The organism is Bacteroides sp. AM23-12 (assembly GCF_003434395.1).
GTDB classification, from domain to species: domain Bacteria; phylum Bacteroidota; class Bacteroidia; order Bacteroidales; family Bacteroidaceae; genus Bacteroides; species Bacteroides thetaiotaomicron.
This window is the reverse complement of sequence record NZ_QTLF01000001.1, coordinates 500,958-523,422: the sequence shown is the minus strand read 5'-3', so window position 1 is coordinate 523,422 and position 22,465 is coordinate 500,958. Positions and strand designations below refer to the sequence as shown.

19 protein-coding genes are annotated in these 22,465 nt (G+C 45.7%); 5 read left to right on the top strand and 14 right to left on the bottom strand.

Features of this window, described 5'->3' with window-relative positions; all coding sequences use genetic code 11:
- Positions 1-156: 156 nt before the first annotated feature.
- Genes DW640_RS01835 through DW640_RS01800 form a run of 8 tightly spaced genes read right to left on the bottom strand, consistent with a single transcriptional unit; the run spans position 157 to position 9,905 of the window.
- The gene (locus DW640_RS01835; protein WP_016268300.1) at positions 157-1,956 is read right to left on the bottom strand and encodes a YncE family protein; all 1,800 of its coding nucleotides are present in this window, start codon (positions 1,954-1,956) and stop codon (positions 157-159) included.
- On the bottom strand, positions 1,956-4,490 hold the full coding sequence (locus DW640_RS01830) for a hypothetical protein (protein WP_117576980.1): 2,535 nt from the start codon (positions 4,488-4,490) through the stop codon (positions 1,956-1,958). The genes DW640_RS01835 and DW640_RS01830 overlap by 1 nt, the downstream gene beginning before the upstream one ends.
- Before the next feature lie 44 nt (positions 4,491-4,534).
- Positions 4,535-5,251 (bottom strand): deoxyribose-phosphate aldolase, encoded by a 717-nt coding sequence (gene deoC, locus DW640_RS01825; protein ID WP_008760091.1) that lies wholly within the window; start codon positions 5,249-5,251, stop codon positions 4,535-4,537.
- 39 nt (positions 5,252-5,290) lie between these two features.
- Positions 5,291-6,325, bottom strand: coding sequence for a zinc-binding dehydrogenase (locus DW640_RS01820; RefSeq protein WP_117577012.1), 1,035 nt, complete (start codon positions 6,323-6,325; stop codon positions 5,291-5,293).
- A 24-nt stretch (positions 6,326-6,349) separates the two neighbouring features.
- Positions 6,350-7,867, bottom strand: coding sequence for a xylulokinase (xylB, locus tag DW640_RS01815; RefSeq protein ID WP_117576978.1), 1,518 nt, complete (start codon positions 7,865-7,867; stop codon positions 6,350-6,352).
- A gap of 28 nt (positions 7,868-7,895) precedes the next feature.
- Positions 7,896-8,375 (bottom strand): hypothetical protein, encoded by a 480-nt coding sequence (locus DW640_RS01810; protein ID WP_008760088.1) that lies wholly within the window; start codon positions 8,373-8,375, stop codon positions 7,896-7,898.
- Positions 8,376-8,388: 13 nt separating this feature from the next.
- Positions 8,389-8,760: an electron transporter RnfD gene (locus tag DW640_RS01805; protein ID WP_117576976.1), complete on the bottom strand. Its 372-nt coding sequence runs from the start codon at positions 8,758-8,760 to the stop codon at positions 8,389-8,391.
- A gap of 56 nt (positions 8,761-8,816) precedes the next feature.
- The gene (locus tag DW640_RS01800) at positions 8,817-9,905 is read right to left on the bottom strand and encodes an SMP-30/gluconolactonase/LRE family protein (RefSeq protein WP_074856485.1); all 1,089 of its coding nucleotides are present in this window, start codon (positions 9,903-9,905) and stop codon (positions 8,817-8,819) included.
- 819 nt (positions 9,906-10,724) lie between these two features.
- Here DW640_RS01800 and DW640_RS01795 point away from each other — a divergent pair.
- The 4 genes from DW640_RS01795 to DW640_RS01780 all read left to right on the top strand — a co-directional run bounded on the left by DW640_RS01795 (position 10,725) and on the right by DW640_RS01780 (position 13,847).
- On the top strand, positions 10,725-11,018 hold the full coding sequence (locus DW640_RS01795; RefSeq protein ID WP_011109256.1) for a hypothetical protein: 294 nt from the start codon (positions 10,725-10,727) through the stop codon (positions 11,016-11,018).
- Between the two features lie 13 nt (positions 11,019-11,031).
- Positions 11,032-11,322: a cell division protein ZapA gene (locus DW640_RS01790; RefSeq protein WP_008760084.1), complete on the top strand. Its 291-nt coding sequence runs from the start codon at positions 11,032-11,034 to the stop codon at positions 11,320-11,322.
- 116 nt (positions 11,323-11,438) lie between these two features.
- On the top strand, positions 11,439-12,974 hold the full coding sequence (gene rny, locus DW640_RS01785; RefSeq protein WP_008760083.1) for a ribonuclease Y: 1,536 nt from the start codon (positions 11,439-11,441) through the stop codon (positions 12,972-12,974).
- 123 nt (positions 12,975-13,097) lie between these two features.
- Positions 13,098-13,847, top strand: coding sequence for a copper homeostasis protein CutC (locus tag DW640_RS01780; RefSeq protein WP_022471618.1), 750 nt, complete (start codon positions 13,098-13,100; stop codon positions 13,845-13,847).
- A 46-nt stretch (positions 13,848-13,893) separates the two neighbouring features.
- On the opposite strand, the gene DW640_RS01775 is transcribed toward DW640_RS01780, so the two are convergent.
- The 4 genes from DW640_RS01775 to DW640_RS01760 form a co-directional block, all read right to left on the bottom strand.
- Positions 13,894-15,108, bottom strand: coding sequence for a sodium ion-translocating decarboxylase subunit beta (locus tag DW640_RS01775; protein ID WP_117576974.1), 1,215 nt, complete (start codon positions 15,106-15,108; stop codon positions 13,894-13,896).
- A 14-nt stretch (positions 15,109-15,122) separates the two neighbouring features.
- A complete protein-coding gene (locus tag DW640_RS01770; RefSeq protein ID WP_032813900.1) occupies positions 15,123-15,554 on the bottom strand; it encodes a hypothetical protein in 432 nt (143 codons plus the stop codon).
- Between the two features lie 346 nt (positions 15,555-15,900).
- Entirely contained in the window at positions 15,901-16,338 is a 438-nt protein-coding gene (locus DW640_RS01765) for a hypothetical protein (RefSeq protein ID WP_117576972.1), read from the bottom strand.
- Between the two features lie 83 nt (positions 16,339-16,421).
- Positions 16,422-19,139: a transglutaminase domain-containing protein gene (locus tag DW640_RS01760; protein ID WP_117576970.1), complete on the bottom strand. Its 2,718-nt coding sequence runs from the start codon at positions 19,137-19,139 to the stop codon at positions 16,422-16,424.
- Between the two features lie 326 nt (positions 19,140-19,465).
- On the opposite strand from DW640_RS01760, the gene DW640_RS23635 reads away from it, so the two are divergent.
- Positions 19,466-19,603, top strand: coding sequence for a hypothetical protein (locus DW640_RS23635; protein ID WP_008764567.1), 138 nt, complete (start codon positions 19,466-19,468; stop codon positions 19,601-19,603).
- 65 nt (positions 19,604-19,668) lie between these two features.
- Here DW640_RS23635 and DW640_RS01755 read toward each other — a convergent pair whose 3' ends face one another.
- Both DW640_RS01755 and DW640_RS01750 read right to left on the bottom strand, forming a co-directional pair.
- Positions 19,669-20,370, bottom strand: coding sequence for a DUF4627 domain-containing protein (locus DW640_RS01755; RefSeq protein ID WP_117576968.1), 702 nt, complete (start codon positions 20,368-20,370; stop codon positions 19,669-19,671).
- 58 nt (positions 20,371-20,428) lie between these two features.
- Complete coding sequence (locus DW640_RS01750) at positions 20,429-22,363, bottom strand: heparinase II/III family protein (RefSeq protein WP_117576966.1); 1,935 nt, start codon at positions 22,361-22,363, stop codon at positions 20,429-20,431.
- Positions 22,364-22,465: the final 102 nt, after the last annotated feature.

The following is a 22,465-nucleotide window of genomic DNA, read 5'->3' as shown; positions in this document are numbered from 1 at the left end:
TATCCAAAACTGGAGCTGACTTAAAAGTCGGTACTATCTCAAATCTCCTCCTTCCCGAAGGAGGAGAATGTGGATACTACCGACTTTTTAGTCACCCCCCAATTGAAGTTAGTACTGATTTTCAACATAATCTTACTCAAAGACAATATCGATTCCTTACAAAGACAATACGTATTCTTCCAGTTCTTCCAGCTCCTTCTCAGTGACAGGCTTATGAGGTCCGTGAACTTTCAGCATATCCTTCATCGAATAGCTACGACCATCGTAAAGATAGGGAGCTGTACGCCAGCATTCATTCAGTGCCGGAACATCCATAGACAGTCCCTTGTCCGGGCCCGTTGTCCAGCCTACCTTATACTGTTTCTGATCCGTATAGTACTCTCCGGAATGGCAGCTCGCACAGTTTTCCTCAAAAATCTTCTTTCCCTTCTTTGCCTTACCGGAAAGTTTACCGTTCACAAGGTATGGGCTTGGCAACGGTTTCAGGGATTTCAGATATTCATCGATGGATTCGTATATTTCGTCTTCACCTTCCATAAACAGAATATACTTCACACCCGAACGTACCGCTACTTCGGCATTCTTACGGATACCGGTCGCCATACAGGGCGGAGTCTGATGCGAAAGCAAAAGTGTCTTGGTATTCTTCGGGTTACCCATACCGTCATTCAGCAAGTCCCAGTTAAGTCCGTCCATGCGGGCGTCATTCGGATGACAGGTAGCACAGCTCTGCCAGTTCTGGAAACAAATAGTAGCGTCATGGAAATACATATCACCCTTTCCGACTTTCGTGAAAGCCAGCGGAGCACCCAAAACCTGCTTCTTCAGATTCTTGCCGTTCAAATCCATAGACACCAATTCCGAAGTATAATAGTTGGCAGTGAAAATCTTATCTCCGGTAGCAACCACCGAACGGGGGCCTTTCCCCTGTGTCGGGATAAAGTCGCGGATACCATATAAGAATCCCGCATCATTCGGAATATTATTCCATGACTTCACGGAAGGAGTCACCATCTCCCCCTGCTTTGCCTTCGCCAGACGTTCGTGCAAAGCAATGCGGTCAATACGAACCAGTTCCTGGCTTCCGGCAGCAGCTACGATAATCTGTTTATCATCCGGAGTGACAATCACCGACCACGGATTGGCGGCTCCCTTCTGAGGAGTATCCAACAATACGGAAGTCAGCAATTTCCTCGCCTTCAGGTCGATGATGGACAGCGTGTTTGTAGCCATCCATCCACGGTCCAGCTGATTGGTAGGCAACTGATAACGGGCAATCAAGTGAGTGACATACGCATACGTCTGATTTTTATCTACCGCTACAGACTTCGCATCGGTAGCACCGTTCGGCAACATGATGCGTCCTGTCACCTTCTTTGAAGGGACATCTACGATATCGAGCTGCACTGCAATAGGATAAGCCGTAGAAGGCATTTCCGGCAGATTATTGGCTATCAGCAGGCAAGAGTCTCCTGCAAACGGAGCCATAGCCACCGGTTCACGACCGATTGCAATCTTTGTCTTTACCTTGCGGGTTGCCGGATCTATTTCCCACAACTCGTTGTTGAAGCGCTGTGTCACCCAAAGTGATTTGGACACCGGACTATACAAGATATCCGAAGGCGTAGCACCGCTCTTTGTTTTTGACTGCACCGAAAGTTTCTTTCCATCCAGTTCGTACATCATGCCAGTGTTTCCGTCGCATACCACCCAGAGGTTGCCGGATGGGTCTTGTGTCATGGCGTTGACGGGCGAAGAAAGGGTCACTTTCTGTTCCGCCTTCTGTCCGTCGGACGACATTTTGATTAATTCATTGCCTGCCCTGTTCGTTACAAACAAGGACTTTCCACTGTCCGCCAGAAACAAACGATCCGGCGAAACCGTCTTTGCATCTTCTTTCCAACTAGCGCAAAGAAGTATAGCTATGATACTAACAGGTATCAATATCTTTTTCATTATTTCTGTTGTTTAGTTTGAAGAGATTGAATGTACTGGCGAATATTCTCCTGTTCCTCCATGCGGGCTTGTTTCCGCTTCTTATCGTAGCGGTCGTAAAACTCCCGGTCATGATCCGACCAGTTGTTCGCTTCCCGATAGTCACCGATCTGAGGAACGAGCAAGTCGATCCAGAGAGAAACTTTACGTATCTCCTGTGGTGTCAGTTTCGTACCTCCATGACCCTCTTCCAGACGCTTGATCAGATTACTCTTGTTGGACCCTGCAAAATAAGGAGGCAACAAAGTAGGCTGGGACAAAGCGCTGATCCAGTTTACTTCCGGATGATGGGCATCCCCTCTCCATGCTCTGTCGGGACCATCCGGACGGGCATGAGTCAGACTGAGATATGAATCCGTATATTTTCTTTTACTCTGTTTGTCCACTACCTTCAGTTCTCCTTTCAGGCTCATCGGGTGTTTCACTCCGTCATGACAAGAGATACAATTTCGGTCCCAGATAGGCTGAATCTCTTTCAGATAGCTGAAGTTACGTTCTCCCATTTCATCTTCCGGAGCCAATGCCTTGATTCCTTTGTCCATTGCCATGGATACCCGATGACCTGCCACCGGAACCGTATTCTTGTGTTCATGGCATCCTACACAACTCTGAACTTCGTTAGGCTGCAAAGTAGACCAACTGCGCATCGTCTGCACTACCCTGCCCTTTTCGTCCAACGCCTGGAAGTAAAGCGGCCTGCGGGCAGGTACTTTAAAGAAAGCGGAACCGTCGGGATATACATCCGTCACTCCGATCACTCTCTTCACGTCCCAAGCGGCATTGCCGACTCCTACCGGAGAACTTGCCAATGCACCACCTCCCTCATCATTACCATTCACTTCGCCTACACCGGCTGCACGGAATTGAATTTCTACGATACGAAGCTGTTTGATCGTTCCGGGAGCCACTCCTTTCAAGCCATTCCCTTCATAGATATTCTGCATATAATATACTCCTTCATTCTTCGTATAGTCTACAGAAGACGAACGATGGAACGGACGTTTACGGGGAGCAAGCAAGATGGGCTGATTGCAGGATATTTTCGAATCGGAAACCAGCAATTCACGTTCTCCGTTTGCATTCATCCAGTAAATGCCGAACTCCATCGGATGTCCGATATGATATCCCAGCGGAGTATAGGAAATCAGAAACTCCGTCTCGTTCAACGGGAAAGGATGCTGAAACTGGTCGGTAAACTGTCCGTAGCTATCTATACGCTCTGCCTCGGGTTTGCGCACCGGAGCAACAAACATGACACCTTCATTCTCATCTCTTCCGGCTTCGGGATCAATAATACCCAATTTACCGTGCTGGGGATTATGATGTCCCATGAAAACAGTCATCACTTTACGTGTACCGGGAATCTGACGGGTATGCGCTACCGTTGTCGGGAACCAGCTGTTCATTCCGTAATATTCGGCTTGTCCCGTTCCGTCAGGATTCATCTGAAACAGGGGTTGCGCCCATACTTGACCGCGGTCATTATAGTCCCAACGAGTGTAAACTACACGACCGTCATCAAGTAAAGTCGGCGTAGTAGTATGCACCTGGTCGAAACCTACCTGACGCATATAACGTCCTTCACGGTCACAGAGGTACATATTGCTGACTTCGGTAAACCAGCAATCCACCGCACTTCCGCTACGGGTAGAGTTGAAAAGTATATTCTCATCCGGCAGATAGATACCTTCGATATCAGCGTGTCCTTTTCCAAAAGTCAGTTGCTTGACTTCACGTGTCTTTAAATCCATCTCATACAAATGGAAATCATCGTCTTTTGCAGACTTCTTCCAGGAGAAAAGCAGGTGCTGACCGTCAAAATGAAGATTCGGATCACGATATACACCGTCTTCGTCCGTCAACAGTGTTTCTTCCTCCGCCCAGATACCATTCATCTTAATCTTCGACAGCGAACCGCCTGCAAAGTAGTTGCACTCTGCACGGGCATCGGAAACGCCTTCGGTATAGGCAAAGAAAGAAGGACGCAACGTTCTGAACTTCGTAAAAACAATCTCCGGCTGATTGGCAGTGAAAGTTTCCAAACGTTCGGCACGTCTTCTCTCGCACGCTTTCAGATAAGACAGGAAAGCCGCTTCGATACTTTCCGGAGTATCATTGACAGCAGTAGTAATGTTCAGTTTCTGCATACGAAGGGAAAGTTGCCGGCTGAAAGAACCTCTGAACCAGTTTACATCTTTCCCGTCCTTTATGTCTTTCGCATCATTTCCATCCTGTAGCCACCAGTCATAATAAACCGGATAATCATGCATCAACATCCGGTGTGTATCTCTCACTTTACGTTCCAGCTCTTCCCTGTGATTCTCTTTCTTCTTTATCGTCTGAACCTCTGCAAACTGCTTCTGCATTTCGGCGATAAAACCTTTTGTGTCGGTTGGCTGGAAAGAAGTGTCCTTCGCCTGCCAGGCGAGGAATGGGACGAGCATGCAACATGCCAGCCCCCACTTCAACCATTTTATTAATTTCGATCTTATCATTTCAAATTCCTGTTTACCTTAAATTTACCTTTCCGAACCGGACATTACAGACCTTTCTTCAACTCTTTGTAAGCTTCTACAATCTGAATACCGCTTGAAGTACCGATGCGGGTAGCACCCACCTGAATCAATGCCAGTGCCGTATCGAGGTCGCGGATACCGCCTGCGGCTTTCACACCGATCACCGGACCTACCACACGACGCATCAATTCAACATCATGCACGTTGGCGCCTGCCGTACCGAATCCGGTAGAAGTTTTTACGAAGTCCACACCTGCTTCCTTTGCAATGCGGCATACGGTTTCTTTCTCTTCGTCAGTCAGGTAGCAAGTTTCAAGAATCACTTTACAGATCACACCGGCAGGTTTGCAGATAGAAACCATATCTTCGATTTCTTTCTTTACAATGTCTGTCTGTCCCTTCTGCAAAGCACGGACATTGATGACCGTATCAATTTCGGTAGCTCCTTTGGCAATGGCATCGCGGGTTTCGAATGCCTTGCACTCTACGGTATTCTGTCCCAGAGGGAAACCGATGGCCGCTCCTACACGTACACCCGAGCCTTCCAACAGTTTGACACAGGTTTCCACTTCCGCAGGGTTGATGGCTACCATCGCAAACTTATACTGACGGGCTTCCGCACAGAGTTTTTCGATATTCTCCGCTGTTCCGAAAGGTTTCAGAAAGGTATGGTCAATCATTCCTGCCAGTTGTTCCACTGATAAATTTGCAATCACTTCGTTTATATTTTTCTTTTCCATTGTTTTGAGTCGTTTAATATGTTAGTTAATTGTTAGTTCTTAAAAAGTCAATACACATTTCAATACTTCACCCCGTTTCACGGCAGCGAAGGCTTCTTCGATTTCTTCGATTTTGAAACGGTGTGTGATGAAGTCGGAAGCGGAAAGTCTGCCTTCTTCAATCCATTGTGCCAGCGTGGTCATAGCCGCTTTTTCTTCCGAACGGGTAGGCCACTGGTGCATATGCAAATCGAAGTTATAAGGCGCTTTCGACAAATCAAATGTCGGATTCTTCGTCATGACACCATATACACAGACATCACCGCCCATTTTTACCAACGGCAATACGGAATTGACTACTACATCAAGCCCTACGGCATCAATCACGGCATCGTAAGAACGATTGGCGGAGGCTATAAACTCCGGCGTGCTGATTTCGGCAGGTGTATATCCGTTGTCCGCTCCCATCCGGCGGGCTACTTCCAGTTTGGCAGGAAGCATATCGACGATGTCAATCTGCCCCAAGCCGAACAGTTTACCCAACTTGACGAAGCTCAGTCCTACAGGACCGGAACCTACCACTATCACTTTCTTTCCCGGAGTCAGGTTGAAATCCTTGAAAGCGCCCAGCACTTCACGCCAGGTGCAGGAGATCACCGCTTCTTCCGGCTGCACATGAGCAGGAACCGAGTTCTGAATCTCAAAGCTGTCCCAGCATCCCTGTTCGGGGGTAGCCAGTCCTTCTTCTTTCAGTACCTCGAAATCGTTCACCACTACATATTCGCTGAAACCGCCCCAGCCACTGTTAATTCCCTGCGCGCCAAAGTCGGAGATCAAACCGCCGATAGCCCGGTCGCCTACTTTAAAGTTGCGTACTTTCTCGCCTACGGCCACTACAAATCCTGCATTCTCGTGTCCCAAAGCCAGAGGATAAGTATCTACTCCGGGAAAATGTCCCGCAATCAGTTTGCTGTCAGTCGCATTGCACAGTGCCACCATTTCTGTTTTCACCAATGCCTGATAAGCATTGATGACAGGAGTTTCGACCTCTCGTATTTCTATTTTGCCGGGAGCCGACACAATTACAGATTTCATCGTATTCTTATTCATTTTTATAGGTTATAGTTCGGTTTTTGCTATCTCTGTGTACATCCCACACAAGGCGTGATAAGCCTGATCGAAAACAGGCATCCACGCTTCGTACTTCTTCACGTTTTCGGGAATAGGCTGCACCGTCTGCTCGATACGGACAAAACGGTCGATTACAGAGAAATCAGGGAAAACACCTGCACCGATACCCGCAAGGATGGCCGCTCCCATCGAAGTTGCCTCTTCGAGATAGTTAGGCACACGGATTTCCGCCTGATAGATGTCCGCCATCATCTGACGCCAGACAGGATTCTGAGCACAGCCGCCAATCACCGTCATGCGGTCGATAGGAACATGCTTGCGGAATATATTGATGATAAATCCGAGATTTAAGGTTATTCCTTCCATCACGGCACGCAACATATCACCATGTTTATGTCCCAGCGTCAGACCGATGAAAGCTCCTTTGGCATCAACGTTCCAGCGGGGAGTACGTTCACCCAGCATATAGGGAAGAAACAGGAGTTTGTTCGCACCTATCGGAGAGGCAATGATCTGTTCGTCGATCAGTTCGAACACGCTGCTTCCCGATTGAGCCGCCAGTGCCTGTTCATTCTGGCAAAGTTGGTTAATCATCCAGTTGTAGGATGATCCTGCCGCTTGCATCGTTCCTGACGGGTGCAGCATGCCGGGTACTACGTGTGCCCAGTTCATGGTACGGCGTTGTTCGTCTACAATCGGCTTTTCGACCGTCAGTGCTACCCAGGAAGAAGAGCCCAGATAGTTGTACGCAGTGCCCGGAGCCACACAGCCGACACCTACTCCGGCACAGCTACCGTCGCCACCGCCACAGATGACGGGTGTTCCGGCAAGCAGTCCTGTCTCACGGGCAGCTTCGTTGGTGATTTCTCCGATCACGTCAATCGACGAACGGACTTCGGGGAATAAAGAAAGATCGAGCTCTGCGGCTTCTATGATCTCTTCACTCCATTGCCAGCGGTTCAAATCGTAGGCATTGGTTCCCGACGCATCCGAAGGGTCTGTGGCGATAGTACCGCACAAACGGTAGTTGATGTAATCTTTCGCATTCAGCATTTTGGCAGTCTGCGCAAAGATTTCCGGTTCGTGCTTCTTTACCCACATCAGTTTTTCCACAGAGTAAGAGGCGCTGATCCGATGTCCCGTGATTTCGTAGAAATGGAGAGGGTCTATCTTTTCGGTCAACTTTGCTTCTTCTTCCTGCGAACGCTGGTCGCAATAGAGCATATGCGGACGAAGCGGATTACCGTCTTTATCTACGCAAAGACATCCCATCATTTGTCCGCTAAGAGCTACTCCGGCAATATCATTGGGTGATACCAGTTCGAGAAGTGCCTGTGTTGTGTCAACGATGGCTTTCCACCAATGGTGCGGATTCTGTTCCGCCCGGTTGCCGGAAGCATAGTCGGTAGGATAAGCAGCGGTACGCGAAGCTATCAACAGCCCCGATTCATCGAACAAAGTGGCTTTGTTCCCACTGGTACCCAAGTCATGTGCTAATATATACATTTTATATTTTCCTTTTCAGTTAATTGAATTAGAGTGCCGCATTCGTGTATCCGGTAAGGCCGACGAAGATTCCTCCGACAATGCCGCCCAGTATAATAACTACCCAACGTGGAAACGCTTCCTTCAGCAATCCACCGCGTGTGCCTTTCGGTGCGCAGAGCACGTCTGCAAAGATGAATCCCATCGCAATCGCCCAGCCCATGTCTACCCAAGGGGCACTGCCACGATTCCCCTGATGGATCAGGCTGAACTGCATCGGCAAGCCGTCGGCATCGTTCAGCAATCCGGTAGAGAAGCCGAATCCGGGCAGTTTATGATTAACCAGCCAGAACGTTCCGATGATAAGGGCGGCTGCCATGAATCCGCCTATCGGACCAAAGTCCTTCACCAGCTTGGGCCAGCTCATCAATACGGTAAATGTCACGGCAAAAGCCCCGAAAATAGTGGTGATGATTCCGGCATGATACATACCGAACATCTCATTATAGGTTTGTAACCATTCGCTCATTGTGTTCTCCTCCTTATTTTATCTTTCGGGCACAGTCGCACGAACGGATTTTCCAAACTACAATTCCCGCCAGTGCACCGCCTATCAGACAACAGAGCAATGTAGGCACTGCATAAAAGAAATTGGTAATATCTCCCTGAAAGCGGACGATTCCCCAGGCTATACCGGCAGAACCGATACACCAGCCCTGATCGAGCCATATTTTTCCCGGAGGATTCAAAATCGCTCCGTTATAATGATTCATATACCACATGATGCCGATAATCAGCGTTGCCGCCAGCCAGCCGCCCATCAGACCGTAGGTCTTCCAGAGTTCCGGCCAGATGCCGAAAGCGAAACCACCACAGATGGCGGAGCCGGCAAAGGTCGATAGATAGTATTTCATATTATAGATAATGTGTTCTTGGGTTGATAATGTGTTTTCAGATTGGTAATCAAGGCTTATTCCAGTGACAGTTTAGCTAGTGTGAAAGGCTTGTCGTGCTTGGTATTCACCTTGTCCGGTCCGGTCACCAGGTCGAAACAGGATACGATCACCTGACCGTTCCATACGATGGGTTCGCCCGGTTGGTCCAGTCCGCCATCGCTTCCATCGCAATCGGGGCTTTGGGCGATACGCTGAATCTTTCCGTCCTTATCTACACGGGCAACGGCATTTGCAGAGAAATCTGCTACCCAAATATTTCCTTTATCATCGATGCACATACCGTCTGTGGTACGAAGCTGAGTCGTATCCTGTGCCCAGACATCGTTGCTGACAACTTTTCCTTCCGCGTCCATCTTGATACGATGGATAGCGCCGTCACCGAAGTTACCCACAAAAAGGTCACCCGCTTCGTTAAACACGATTCCATCCAGTCCGTATTGTACTTCAGGGTTCTTAGTGATTACCGTAGTCAACAGGTTCTGATCTGCCGAAGTATTGGTTACTGCGATGTCACGGTCGTTCATATCAAAGCAATATACACCGCTGACAAGCAGACCGGAAGGGTCTTTGATCTGTGACAAAGAGCTTTGAGTCACATATAATTTTCCGTTACGGATACGGATACCATTGGGATGCTCCATACCGGATGCTACCGTAATGGTTTCCTTCAACTGGTCATTTTCAAACTTCAGACGAAGTACACGTCCTTTGTTCTTTGCTTTCTCTGCACCGCTCCAGCCCTGATTGTCACTGATGAACAAGTCACCCTCTTCATTAAAGGCAAGTCCCATCGGAGAAGCCCATCCGGTTTCCTCCAATACAGGCACATCCAGCCATTTTGAAACGGCTCCATCCTTAGTAATACGCATCAGGCAAGCAGGCTGTGTGATATCTGCAAAATTGGGACATGCCAGAATCAAATCTCCATTGGGAGCAATAGCCATGCCGTCCGGTGTCGGACAATAGTCCGGCAATGATACAAACAGTTCACTCTTTTGCGGAAGAGTATTCTCTCCACTCTTTTGTTTGGGAGAAGTACATTGAACACAAGTTGCTCCAATCAAAGAAGCAGAAATCAGAGATAGTAAATAATACTTTTTCATGGTTAGCTGATACAAATGTTTATGTTTATAATTTGAGTCCGTTAGTTCGGTACGCAAACTTACTGGAAAATCTCAGCAAAGAAGGAAAACGACAAATCAATAAAGGACAAAATTTGTTCATTATGACGCAAAAATGCCCCTTTTTTCATTAAAAAAGGATATAATCCTTCAACGGAATGATTCATTTCATCTCTCGATTATCCATCGACAGGGAACTCAACAATAATAGAAATTACATCATTTTATGAACGAATCAAATGATCAAAACCACTAAAAAGAAGAGTTTATTTAGAAAGCGCCTCCGGTCTGAATGGAGAGATTTACCGGCTAGTATCTGCCGAAAAAAGAGAATATGAAGTCATGGGATGATGAAACAGTCCGGCTGAAAACACAAAGCGGCGCTTTGTGTGAGCTAAAGCTTAGCTTTAGGAGTCGTAAAGCTAAGCTTTAGCCTCCCCGAAGCGCTATGTTATTAACCGATGCAAAAATGCACTTTTTCGAGGGCCTCCCTAACACACGCACACACGTAAGCGCACGCGTATACACATACACACACGAACATAACTAAATACGCGCAAACTATATTATATACGCGCGCCTGTGTGTGTGGAAAAATTGTGGAGTGCATTTTCTGCATTTTTGCATTTTTCACCTCCGCCAAGCTGTTCATAAAGAAAAGATTTATATGCATACTCTTCCATAATTCATCCCCTTTGCCCACGTAATCCGCTATTTTAAGGCTAAAAAGTACATTTTCTCCCGAAAAGTTTTTGTAATATCAGAGTTAATCGTATTTTTGTGTACAATTTTGGTGTAGTGATGACAGAAGAAGAAAAAAAGTTATTGAGTACCTTTGAAACGCAGCTACGGCATTTAATGTATTTGCACGATGAATTAAAGCGTGAAAATGCCGGGTTGAGAAAACTTCTTGAAAACGAAAAGTTGAAGAACGAGAAGGTGCAAGCTCAGTATGATGAATTGGAAGTCAACTATACAAACCTAAAAACAGCTACGGCAATCAGCCTTAACGGCAGCGACGTAAAAGAGACGAAGCTGCGATTGTCAAAATTAGTGCGTGAAGTCGATAAATGCATCGCTTTATTGAACGAGTAAAGAAAAAAGATGTATGAACGATAAGATAAAGATAAACCTGCAAATAGCAGACTCAAACTACCCGTTAACCATTAACCGAGAGGAAGAAGAAATGGTACGGGAAGCAGCCAAGCAGGTAAACATCAGGCTTAATGCGTACCGGGAATACTACAAAAACCTTGAACCGGAAAAGATTATTGCCATGGTAGCCTATCAGTTCTCGTTGGAGAAACTGCAATTAATGCAACGTAACGATACCACTCCGTATACGGAAAAGGTAAAAGAACTAACGGAATTGCTGGAGGATTATTTTAAGAAAGAATAATGCCACCGAGCCATTCACTGATAAAGAAAACACCACGCACTGCACAATATCCGAGCAAATGTATGCTCTGATATTTGGCGGTGCGTTTTTATTTATATAACTAAATTAATGTAAGAATGATAGCAATAATAGCAACAGCAATTGCTTGCTTCGTCGTAGGAGGAATCCTTTCATACGTACTGTTCCGGTACGTGTTGAAGTCCAAGTACGACAGTGTCCTGAAAGATGCGGAGACAGAAGCTGAAGTAATTAAGAAAAACAAATTGCTGGAAGTAAAGGAAAAATTCCTGAACAAGAAAGCTGATTTGGAGAAGGAAGTGGCACTGCGTAATCAAAAGATTCAGCAGGCGGAAAATAAACTGAAACAACGCGAAATGGTGCTCAGCCAGCGTCAGGAAGAAATCCAACGCAAAAAGCTGGAAGCCGAAGCCGTAAAGGAAAACCTGGAGGCGCAACTTGTTATCGTTGACAAAAAGAAGGAAGAACTGGACAAACTGCAACATCAGGAAATAGAAAAACTGGAAGCAATCTCCGGTCTGTCTGCTGACGAAGCAAAAGAACGTCTGGTCGAATCACTGAAGGAAGAAGCTAAAACGCAGGCACAGTCATTCATCAATGACATCATGGATGATGCGAAACTGACTGCCAGCAAGGAAGCCAAACGAATCGTTATCCAGTCTATCCAACGGGTAGCTACCGAAACTGCCATCGAAAATTCCGTAACGGTATTCCATATCGAATCGGATGAAATCAAAGGACGTATCATCGGACGTGAAGGACGCAATATCCGCGCACTGGAAGCCGCTACCGGCGTTGAAATCGTTGTAGACGACACTCCGGAAGCAATCGTTCTTTCCGCTTTTGACCCGGTTCGCCGTGAAATTGCCCGTCTGGCTCTTCACCAACTGGTGACAGACGGACGTATCCATCCGGCACGTATTGAGGAAGTGGTGTCCAAAGTACGCAAACAGGTAGAGGAAGAAATCATCGAAACCGGTAAACGGACAACAATCGACCTTGGTATCCACGGTCTGCATCCGGAACTGATCCGTATCATCGGTAAGATGAAATATCGCTCTTCTTATGGTCAGAACTTGTTGCAGCACGCCCGTGAAACAGCCAATCTCTGTGCTGTGATGGCATCGGAACTGGGCCTGAACCCTAAGAAGGCAAAACGTGCAGGTTTGCTGCATGATATCGGTAAAGTGCCCGATGAAGAACCGGAATTGCCGCACGCATTATTGGGTATGAAACTTGCCGAGAAATACAAAGAAAAACCGGATATCTGCAATGCTATCGGTGCTCACCACGACGAAACGGAAATGACCAGTCTGCTGGCTCCTATCGTACAGGTTTGTGATGCTATCTCCGGTGCACGTCCGGGCGCACGCCGCGAAATTGTAGAGGCTTACATCAAACGTCTGAACGATCTTGAACAACTGGCTATGGCTTATCCGGGTGTGACCAAGACATACGCTATTCAGGCAGGACGCGAACTCCGCGTGATCGTAGGTGCGGATAAGATCGATGACAAGCAGACTGAAAGCTTGTCCGGTGAAATCGCCAAGAAGATTCAGGATGAAATGACTTATCCGGGACAGGTGAAGATTACCGTTATCCGTGAAACACGTGCGGTTAGCTTCGCTAAATAAGTAAATATTCAAAAGAAGATTCAATACAAGGGCGAAGCAATTTCGTCCTTTTTCAATTTATCATCATTCACTTCTCATGTTTGCAGCATCACGTAGCAGCATGCAGTCTAAAAGCATCAGCTTATGAAAAAGTACCAGTTTGAAGTCTGTGCCAATTCCGTAGAAAGCTGTCTGGCAGCACAGGCAGGCGGAGCCGACCGGGTAGAGTTATGTGCAGGTATTCCGGAAGGCGGGACAACTCCTTCTTACGGAGAGATATCGACAGCACGCGACATGCTGACAGCAACTCGTCTGCATGTCATTATCCGTCCGCGGGGTGGGGATTTTCTTTATTCTCCCATCGAAGTGAGAACGATGCTGAAAGATATAGAAATGGCACGGCAGTTGGGAGCTGACGGAGTGGTATTCGGTTGTCTGACGGCAAACGGGGAAATCGACCTTCCTGTGATGCAAAAGTTAATGAAAGCCTCACAAGGGTTATCAGTGACTTTTCACCGTGCCTTTGATGTATGCCGTGATCCTGAAAAGGCTTTGGAGCAGATTATCGGATTAGGGTGTAACCGTATCCTTACTTCCGGTCAGCAAGCTACCGCCGAACTCGGAATCCCCTTGCTAAAAGCATTGCAGACACAAGCTTCCGGAAGAATTATCCTGCTTGCCGGATGTGGCGTGAACGAAAAGAATATCGTCCGTATTGCTTCGGAAACCGGAATACAGGAGTTTCATTTCTCCGCACGGGAAAGCATCAAGAGCGATATGAAGTATAAAAACGAATCAGTATCGATGGGCGGCACTGTACATATCGACGAATACGAACGAAATATAACCACCGCCCAAAGAGTGATAAATACCATTCAGGCTATAAAAAGCTGAAAACTGCGATAAACAGCGATTTATAGTCCTGCAATAGCATACCTGTTTATAAATAAGGGATAATCGTAATATAAATACCGGTAATAATAGCCGAGGTGATTACTCCTGAGATATTGGCTCCCAAGGCATCTCCCAATACGAATGAATCGGGATTGTCTTTGCTTACTATCTTTTGGGCAACCTTTGCGGTGGTAGGTACGCAACTAACGGCTGCGATACCGATCACCGGATTGTAATTTCCCCGTTTGACAATGTACATGATGTATCCTCCGATAATTCCTCCGATACCGGAAAGTAAAAGTGCGACGATACCTAATACCAGCAATTTCAGAATCTTCGGATCGAGCAACAGATGCGCATCGCAAAGTACGCCCAGCAATACTCCCAACATAAAAGTCGAGCCATAGAGCAACGGCCCACTGACAAAATCATAAATATGCTTCATACCGGATTCACGAACGGCAACGCCCAGGAACAGGGAGAAAAACAATGGAGAGGCAACCGGAAACAAGAAACAAAGTACTGCGCAGAGAACAGCAGAGAAAGCCAGTTTCACTTTGGCATCGTAATTCTTCGGCGCCTTCTTGGTCACCATCTTAATGGCACGGAAACGTTTGGGCACTAATAGCTTGACCAAATATGGATACCCTCCGTACGTCAGCCCCAAATACAGGTAAGCGACTACTGTAATAGGAACAAACAAATGTTTTGCCAAAGCCAGCGAAGTGAAAAGCACCATCGGACCGTCTGCACCACCTACCATAGCAACAGATGCGCTTTCCTTTAAAGTCAGTCCGAGTGCGGAAGCGATGGGCACGGTAAGGAACGTACCGAGTTCGGCACATAAAGCAAGGAATATACTCGCAAACGGTTTCTGGAGCAGGAAGCCCACATCCAGCAAAGTTCCGATGCCCATAAAGACAAAGCAGGCTATAAGCCCGTTACTGAAAGTCAGCGTGTAGACAGGTTGCAGAAAGTCTATCTGCATCGTATTCATCAGGTCATCCGTATCCGAAAGCATCGGATCGAGGAAGAGGTTACCTAATGTACCGTCCGGCATCATCAATGTTCCGCAGTTGATGGCTACCATGCCCAATCCCATCGGAATCATAACCATAGGTTCGAGCGCTCCCTTCCAACCCAGATAGATAAGTAACAAACCGAGAAGTACCAGAAAGACTCTGGCAGAAGCCAGTAACCAGCCGCTTTCCATCATTGTGCCGATACCCTGAAAGAGGGTGGCAAAATCAATATTTTCCATAAATAAACGTCATTTTATTGTTTGTTGGTAGTAGATTTCTTTGTATTTTTCTTGTTGACATGCGCCAGTTCTTCTTCTTTGAGAAAGAACTCACGTGTATCCCGCGGATAATAATAATCCATCAGGTTCTCTTCCGACGCACCCGGACTTACTCCATGATAATAACCGGAATAGCCGGAAACATTCCGGTTGATTCCACGGCTAAAATCTTCGCGATAATCTCCTAAGGTCCCTTCGTCCGGAAGAGGCATCTGTCTGACAAGCCTTTCTACTTTCTGCCGGTGTTGTCGCCAGCGATGTAACCGCAGCAGCTCCAGACGGTGAGAACTATAAAAATCAAAAGAATCTGCCGCATAAGCAATCAGTTTGATGACTGCCGCAACAAAAAAACCGATGAGAAAGGTGAGCCCCATCATAGCGAAAGTAGATATTAATAAATCAATCATAGCAATAAAAAATATAGGTTTTATAATATAGTATTCAAAAAAAAGAAGAGGCGCCCAATGGTAAATCATTATTAAAATTTAGACACACATGAAAGTTAAATCCCATTGGGCACTCCTCATCACCCATATAGAAACAATCGGCAGATGTTATTTGCTTGAATCACTTCGGTATACATCTTTGCTTCTATACGACGTAACTCCCGTTTCACAACGAAAACACAATATCCTGATCCCGATACTTGATTAGGTATCCGGGAAATATATCACACGCTTATAGGAACAATAAATAAAAGGAGGGGCAGAGAGAAAAGATATACCTCACCCTGCCAATGGAAAATAATGCAGCCTAAATAAGAATATGGGCTAATGTATAGACGTAGTATTTACACGAATATTTAGTGTAATTGACATCAGAACAGGTATGGCTCAGACGTTCCTCCGGAAGCAACGTATTCAGTGAGCTCAATATCTGTATTATTGCAGTATTTGTATTAAATCTCAGATTCTTGAAAGGAACAATGCTTCTCGGAAAAGAGAGGTTATCAAAAATGCAGTCACTGACCTTACTGCCGTAAGTTCCGTCAGTCAGCAATGAATGAGTATCTTTACATGATTTATCGAAACCGGCAGAAGAGACACTGCAATTTGATCCCGCATTGTATTGCATATCAATTGCCGGGACCTCAGTTTCTTTCTGAAATCCCTGCAATTCTTTATTGGAAATATGAGTAAATCCCAAAGCCAGAAATGCGCATGCTAATATGCAAAAAATGTACTTTGCCATAATTTGCTGCAAACGTAATCATTCTTTTCCAAAAACAATGTATTAATGGTAAGAATTAACGATTATTGCACTCTGGCTCCTCTTTATAATCCATGTACTACTTTCATCAATTGCTCTCCCAGACCGATCGTATATCCTTGAGAAACAAAGACCACACGATTGAAGGTATCGGCAATGATAAAGACAGGCAGGGTTGATTGATTCAACTTCATCGCATCAACAATCTGTTTTTGAATGCTGTTATCCACATCAATGCCATAAACAATGGTAGAGGGAAGATCTTTAAATTCATGGGTGTTGAACTTTTTATATTGCTCTTCCGAAGGGAAAAGAAAGACCATTTTACGTCCCCACTGTTCAAACTCGCTGCGCAAAGCCGCAATATCTCTTAAAGCATGATTGGTAGGCTCCTGCCCCACTCCGAGAACAGCAACCACAAAATAGCCGCGTCCGCAGGTTTGCAGGATACTTTGCAGGTCAGTACCTCCTACCGGACGATAGGTAGCTTCGGAATTGAAATTACCGATCACTTGCACCTGATCTTTACTTTCACGCATCACAAGATCAACAGTAGTCGTCTTATCCGGTTCGATAGTGAAGAATGTGGTATTGAAGAGTACCGCACCACTAGCCAGGCGGGTTCCGGTCACCATCATATAATAACCTTCGTCCAGCTTTACTCCGTTTTTCAGGAGATTCGACCACGTAGCACCACCACCCATATCTACATCGCCTTCGTCATAATTGAGCAGTTGGAACGTGCCGTTCTTAAACTTGGAGATAGTGAAATGAGAATAGTATTTAGGATCGGATAAAGAACGTATCGGAGTATAGCTGGCTTTCAACATGCCGGTACGAGGTTGCGTGGACTGCGAAGTCTCAAAGTTGACATCCTGCGGAGAAAGCCCATCACTTGCATACTGAACCTTCCCAGTCACTTCATCAATCCAGGCTGGTATCCCTATGCTCCGGGCAGCTGCTACAAAGAAGATATCACGGGACTTCTCATCAGCTACACGTGACTTCCATACTCCCATCGGAGAAACAGGAATCCGCTGAGAATTCAGTTCGTTATCAATCTTGATCTCTTTTCTGCACCATTCTATTAATGCTTTAGCATCATGAGCGGCATCAACAGGTGCCGATTTCAAGACTGCTTCAGAAATTGCATCATAAAGTACCTTTTTATAAGGAGTCAGCATCTCATTCGCTATGCGAGGATTGAGCAACGCCCTTTTCACCAAATCAGCGTCCGTTTTTTCTCCATCCGATGTGTTTTTCAGATGATCGTTCAGTACATCGAGTGTCACGTCACGAAGATCTTTTGCCGAGATATTCTCTAATAACCACATACCCCGCATTTCCTCCCATGAAATATGTTTTTTCTCCTTTCTGATAGCTGAAAGAAAATCCTTCAATGTCTGATGGTTTCCGCGCGAAGCAACCAGAAAAGCTGCCAACTTATCTTTCATAGTTTCAGGTTGCAATATATTCCCGTACAGTCCGTTCACCCATTCTTTTGCCTGTTCATCTGTCATCATCGTTGCCACATATGCATTGCGGATCGAATCTTCCTGTGCTATCCGGTGGTCATTTTCCGCCCGTTGTTCAGGAGTTACTTCGGGAAGGTTAGCCCCTTCTACCGGAGGAACAATATCCATCGGAAGTGTATAGCTTTCACCTTCTTTCTTATCTAAAGATAACTTCAAAGCATCTTCTTTTCCAAATGACAGTTTAGCATATCCGAATTTTCCATCCCTGGATGCCCATACCAACATATCTCCCTTGCCGGCAGTGAGGAAGGCTTTACCTTCGGCATCGGTATATTTCGTGGCTACCGTATAGAACTCAGCATAATTGTATATCTTAAATTCCACTTTTGCACCTGATACCGGATGTCCTTCCGTATCCGTCACCGTCACTGTAGCTTTGGCAGTAGGCGCATAATTGTCTATCACATTGATCTCCGTGTAATTCGGCGTTTCAAGCATAATCTCTTCCGGACCGGTATAGCGACCGAACACCTTTGTATGCATCAGCATCCCGCGACTGGCAGGAGCATTGAACCATCCGAGATTCAAAACCGGTTCCGGCTCGCAAGCTCCGAAGAAATACCACTGGCCATCCGCCCACGCTTCTACCCAGGCATGATTATCATCCGTATGCGCCCAACGGGGAGTATATACCTGCCTTGCCGGAATCCCCACCGAACGCAACGCAGCCACAGTAAATGTGGATTCTTCTCCGCAACGTCCATAGGCTGTCTTCACCGATGCCAACGGCGAACTGGTACGTGCATCACTTGGACGATAGACTACCTTTTCATGGCACCAATGATTTACTTCCAGAATAGCGTCTTTCATGGACAGATGCTTCACCCTATCCTTCAATTCTCCATAAAACACCCGACGCGAGTCATCCAGATTCTCATTATTCACCCGGATAGGCAACACAAAATGCCGGAACAATTCATCCGGAATCTGATCCCCCCAAGGCATCTCGGTACGCGTCTGCCCGGACAAGCGAACATTCTCCAAATAATAATCTCCCGAATAATCCGTCACATCCCCTATCGGCATGTAAGCATAGAGAAACATCAGGGCTTCCTGCTCATATACAGACAAGTCAGGATTCGAAAAAACAGTAAACAGGTCTCCATGAGGAAGTGCTTGTTTTTTCTGTTCAAAGTCTTCGGTCACTTGATTCCGATAATTCTCTTCTTTCAGAAAATGAGCGTTGTTGCAGGCAAATAGCACAACAGACAGGATAAGAACGGATAAAAGATGAATGAATGTCTTCATAAAAGTGTTTGGTTTATTTTTAGATAATAAGATTGCTGATTCACAAAAATACAAGAATATTTTCTGAATGCCTAGATAAGTATATAAAAATGTGACAGATAAGAATAATATTGTCATCGGAGAAAGAGGACGGGAAATTTGTAACAGGTTTGTAACATCTCCGTGTCCGAACCTCCTATAAAAAGAAAAATCAGAAGAAAAAGAAGATTTTTATGTTTTACAGCATATAATTCAAAAACATTTTGTATCTTTGCAGTGTTAATAAAGAAAACAAGATGTAAAACCGCTCTTCAAAACGTGGAGGGCAAAAAAAGAGGAAACAAATTATGAAAAAGAATGCAAATGAAAAAATCATGATGTTACAGTACCGTATTAAACGTTATCAAGCAATGGGAAACGGTGCTATGTGCCAAACCTTGAATGGTAAACTTCAAAAACTGCTGACGAAGCAGCCAGCCATGTAATTAAACACACTAATATATATCATGAAAAGAGCGGAGCAACCACACTGGTTCTCCGCTCTTTCTTTTTATTTCTTCTTCAAAGTCACATCACTGATTTCTACTACACCACCCTTATTCTGTCCAAGAATAGCCACGTAACAGTCTTTCAGGATAGCAGCGTCATCATCCGTATCGGACACTTCCAGAGCAGGATTTGATTTTTTGCTGCTGATAGCATTCACTACCTGTCCCATGTCATAGTAAACAACCACCTTCGTCCATTTGCCGGCATCCTTGATTTTGAAGTTGTACTGTGCACCGGAAGCATTCGGCTGGGCATCAGCATCGTAATCCCTGCGCATAAAGAAAGTAGTGTTAAGCTTGCCGTTATCATTTTTTTCCTCGTTCGTCTGCTTGATATACACGCTGACCGGAGTTCCTGCCTCCTTTGCTCTTGCATAAAAAGTCAGCACATAGACACCTTTCTCCAAGCCGTCTGTAATACGTTGACCAAGAAACGCTTTATACCAGGATGTATTCTTCTCAGCACCCGAATTATCTATTTTCATCGCGTTCGGATACTTGGCATCTCCGGTCTGCTCCCAAGCAATTGTTGTCACTCCGTCCGCCTCATTATTCATAATGAACCACTCACCTGCCGTAGCCTTGTTAGGGTTGGTTACCTTGTTCGTTACTTCCGTAGCAAACTTTTCATTTTTGATCAGATTCTGCGCACTCACGCTTACTCCTGCGATAGCCAAAAGACTAACTAATAATACTTTTTTCATCTTACTGCGATTTTATTGTTTATACGTTATTTCTTATTTTCACTCTGCTTGCTGAATCCTATTTTATTTGTTGAATAACAAACTTATAATTTCCAGATTCTTTCTTTTCGTTTGATTTTAGTGTGATGCGATAAATCTCCTTACCCCATACATTAGAGAGGCGCGGATCGTCCAATTGGATTGTTTCCAGTTCGGCTTTGAACTGAGTCGGATAGTCCAGTTCCACTTTCTGCCCCTTTACTTCAATCTGAATTTTGCCCAAGGACGGGAAAGTGACATTGCCCCAAGTCATGAAATTCACCTGATTGGGAGCTACGGCCTCATCCAGCGTGTAGCTGTCGGTAATCGTCAGTTTCCGGTCATCCAGTGTATACGACCGAATCCAGCTTTTCACTTTTGCTTCCGACGGATAGGCGGCAGCAATATCAGTAGAGAACATGCGTTTCTTTTCATTGCAAATGGTATTTGTCGCTTTGTATTCCTGTCCGTATTTCTGCGGTATACCATTAATCATCGGCAGATTATGATAATTACTCTGCATTGTCCAAATGGTGTAACGGTCTTTACCAAATGTCTGCTTGGTATATGTACCTACCCCTGCATCAAGGATTACGGGAATTGTATTCACATATAAGGAAAACGTTCCCACATCATTATGATTATGACTTTCGTTGTTGAATCCGCCTTTGGCAGCCACGAACATTCCATTCTTATTCTTCATGTAACAGAACTCCGTCTCGGGATACCAAGTCACGTCCGGCATATCATGCTTTGGAGTCTCTTTGGCAAGATCATTGCAGCAAAGCAGAGACTGGAGCGAGCGGAATGCATCGTTTCCCATGGTCGCATACGGTTTTCTACCATTCAGCAGATAAGCGGCAAAATGCATCATTTCATTGCTGTTTACCGCTTTACCAAAACGATAGATCAGTAGAGGATCGCCACCACCTTGCGCGGAAGCATCGGCAAAGTTCACCACCCAACCATTACCGACATAAGAACGGGACATATACTCTCCCATACGCCGGATCATCGGTTCATTCAACAGGGATATTTTACCACCTGTACCATCAGAAAGTATTTGCAAATAATCATAAAGTTTACCTGCCGCGTGTCCCCAATAAGAAGTCCCTTCTTCGCAAGCGCCGTCAGACTTCACAAAGTTGATAAACTTATCTACCGATTTCATCGAACGGTATACAGCTTTTGCCAAACGGTCTTTATTGTTCTCCATCAAAAGGAAACACTGCAAAGCATTGGAGTTGCACCAAGGATTCCAGTTATTGATAATCTCACCCGGTTGCCAGTTGAACGCCATCCACCACATATCGTCATCGTTCATATAAGGGTCGAGGATACGTTCCTTAATAGCTTTGCGCATTTGCAGAGAAACCACCGGATTGATTTTGTCGAAAGGCTTACGGAAGAAATAGTGCACCCAAGCCATCAATGCACCATATCCGCCGGAACCAAGATCAATGATCTGTTCGCGGAAATCAGGAAGAGAACGTTTGCTGCTTTGCCGGGGCAGGTGAGCAGACAGTACCCATGAATTCATTTCGCAACTCATATAAGCTCCGTTGAGCAGCTGATCGATGAAGCGTCCTTTGCCTTCCGCCAGTTCTGCCAGCATCAGCGTATTCAATGCCTGACGGTTGGCGTCATAGGGAACTTCCATGATTTTACGATTACCGGTCCGCTCATATTCAAGATAGGCGGTGGCAGGGATCAGTTGCCATTTGTAGTCGAGGAGTTTCTCGCCTGCCGCGATAAGGCGCTGCTTGTTGGGCCCCATCAATGAGTCCCAAGCGGCACGGTCAGTATAGGCTGGATAAGGCACCCATGCCTGTTTCATTACCAGCACATTTTTCAACGTAGTTTCATCTGCCGCTTTTTGCAGCATATCGCGTTCTGTATAGGCATTGGCTTTGAAAGAGAAACTTCCAAAGGCAGCTAACAGAAAAACACAAATTAAATGCTTCATTCGATTCATGGTATTTTGTTCGTTTAAGTATGGCAAAGATAACGCATCTCTCAAAAAGTAAGGTGAGCAAATCATACGAACCTCATGACAAAAAAGTACAGACTTCAAAAA

Bases quoted from the DNA above. Each gene is read 5' to 3' on its own strand.
- rny (WP_008760083.1), top strand. From the start codon at position 11,439: ATGATAGCAATAATAGCAACAGCAATTGCTTGCTTCGTCGTAGGAGGA.
- DW640_RS01750 (WP_117576966.1), bottom strand. From the start codon at position 22,363: ATGAATCGAATGAAGCATTTAATTTGTGTTTTTCTGTTAGCTGCCTTT.
- DW640_RS01780 (WP_022471618.1), top strand. From the start codon at position 13,098: ATGAAAAAGTACCAGTTTGAAGTCTGTGCCAATTCCGTAGAAAGCTGT.
- DW640_RS01835 (WP_016268300.1), bottom strand. From the start codon at position 1,956: ATGAAAAAGATATTGATACCTGTTAGTATCATAGCTATACTTCTTTGC.
- DW640_RS01790 (WP_008760084.1), top strand. From the start codon at position 11,032: ATGAACGATAAGATAAAGATAAACCTGCAAATAGCAGACTCAAACTAC.
- DW640_RS01805 (WP_117576976.1), bottom strand. From the start codon at position 8,760: ATGAAATACTATCTATCGACCTTTGCCGGCTCCGCCATCTGTGGTGGT.
- DW640_RS01760 (WP_117576970.1), bottom strand. From the start codon at position 19,139: ATGAAGACATTCATTCATCTTTTATCCGTTCTTATCCTGTCTGTTGTG.
- DW640_RS23635 (WP_008764567.1), top strand. From the start codon at position 19,466: ATGAAAAAGAATGCAAATGAAAAAATCATGATGTTACAGTACCGTATT.
- deoC (WP_008760091.1), bottom strand. From the start codon at position 5,251: ATGGAAAAGAAAAATATAAACGAAGTGATTGCAAATTTATCAGTGGAA.
- DW640_RS01830 (WP_117576980.1), bottom strand. From the start codon at position 4,490: ATGATAAGATCGAAATTAATAAAATGGTTGAAGTGGGGGCTGGCATGT.
- DW640_RS01800 (WP_074856485.1), bottom strand. From the start codon at position 9,905: ATGAAAAAGTATTATTTACTATCTCTGATTTCTGCTTCTTTGATTGGA.
- DW640_RS01755 (WP_117576968.1), bottom strand. From the start codon at position 20,370: ATGAAAAAAGTATTATTAGTTAGTCTTTTGGCTATCGCAGGAGTAAGC.
- DW640_RS01810 (WP_008760088.1), bottom strand. From the start codon at position 8,375: ATGAGCGAATGGTTACAAACCTATAATGAGATGTTCGGTATGTATCAT.
- DW640_RS01820 (WP_117577012.1), bottom strand. From the start codon at position 6,325: ATGAAATCTGTAATTGTGTCGGCTCCCGGCAAAATAGAAATACGAGAG.
- xylB (WP_117576978.1), bottom strand. From the start codon at position 7,867: ATGTATATATTAGCACATGACTTGGGTACCAGTGGGAACAAAGCCACT.
- DW640_RS01765 (WP_117576972.1), bottom strand. From the start codon at position 16,338: ATGGCAAAGTACATTTTTTGCATATTAGCATGCGCATTTCTGGCTTTG.
- DW640_RS01770 (WP_032813900.1), bottom strand. From the start codon at position 15,554: ATGATTGATTTATTAATATCTACTTTCGCTATGATGGGGCTCACCTTT.
- DW640_RS01775 (WP_117576974.1), bottom strand. From the start codon at position 15,108: ATGGAAAATATTGATTTTGCCACCCTCTTTCAGGGTATCGGCACAATG.
- DW640_RS01795 (WP_011109256.1), top strand. From the start codon at position 10,725: ATGACAGAAGAAGAAAAAAAGTTATTGAGTACCTTTGAAACGCAGCTA.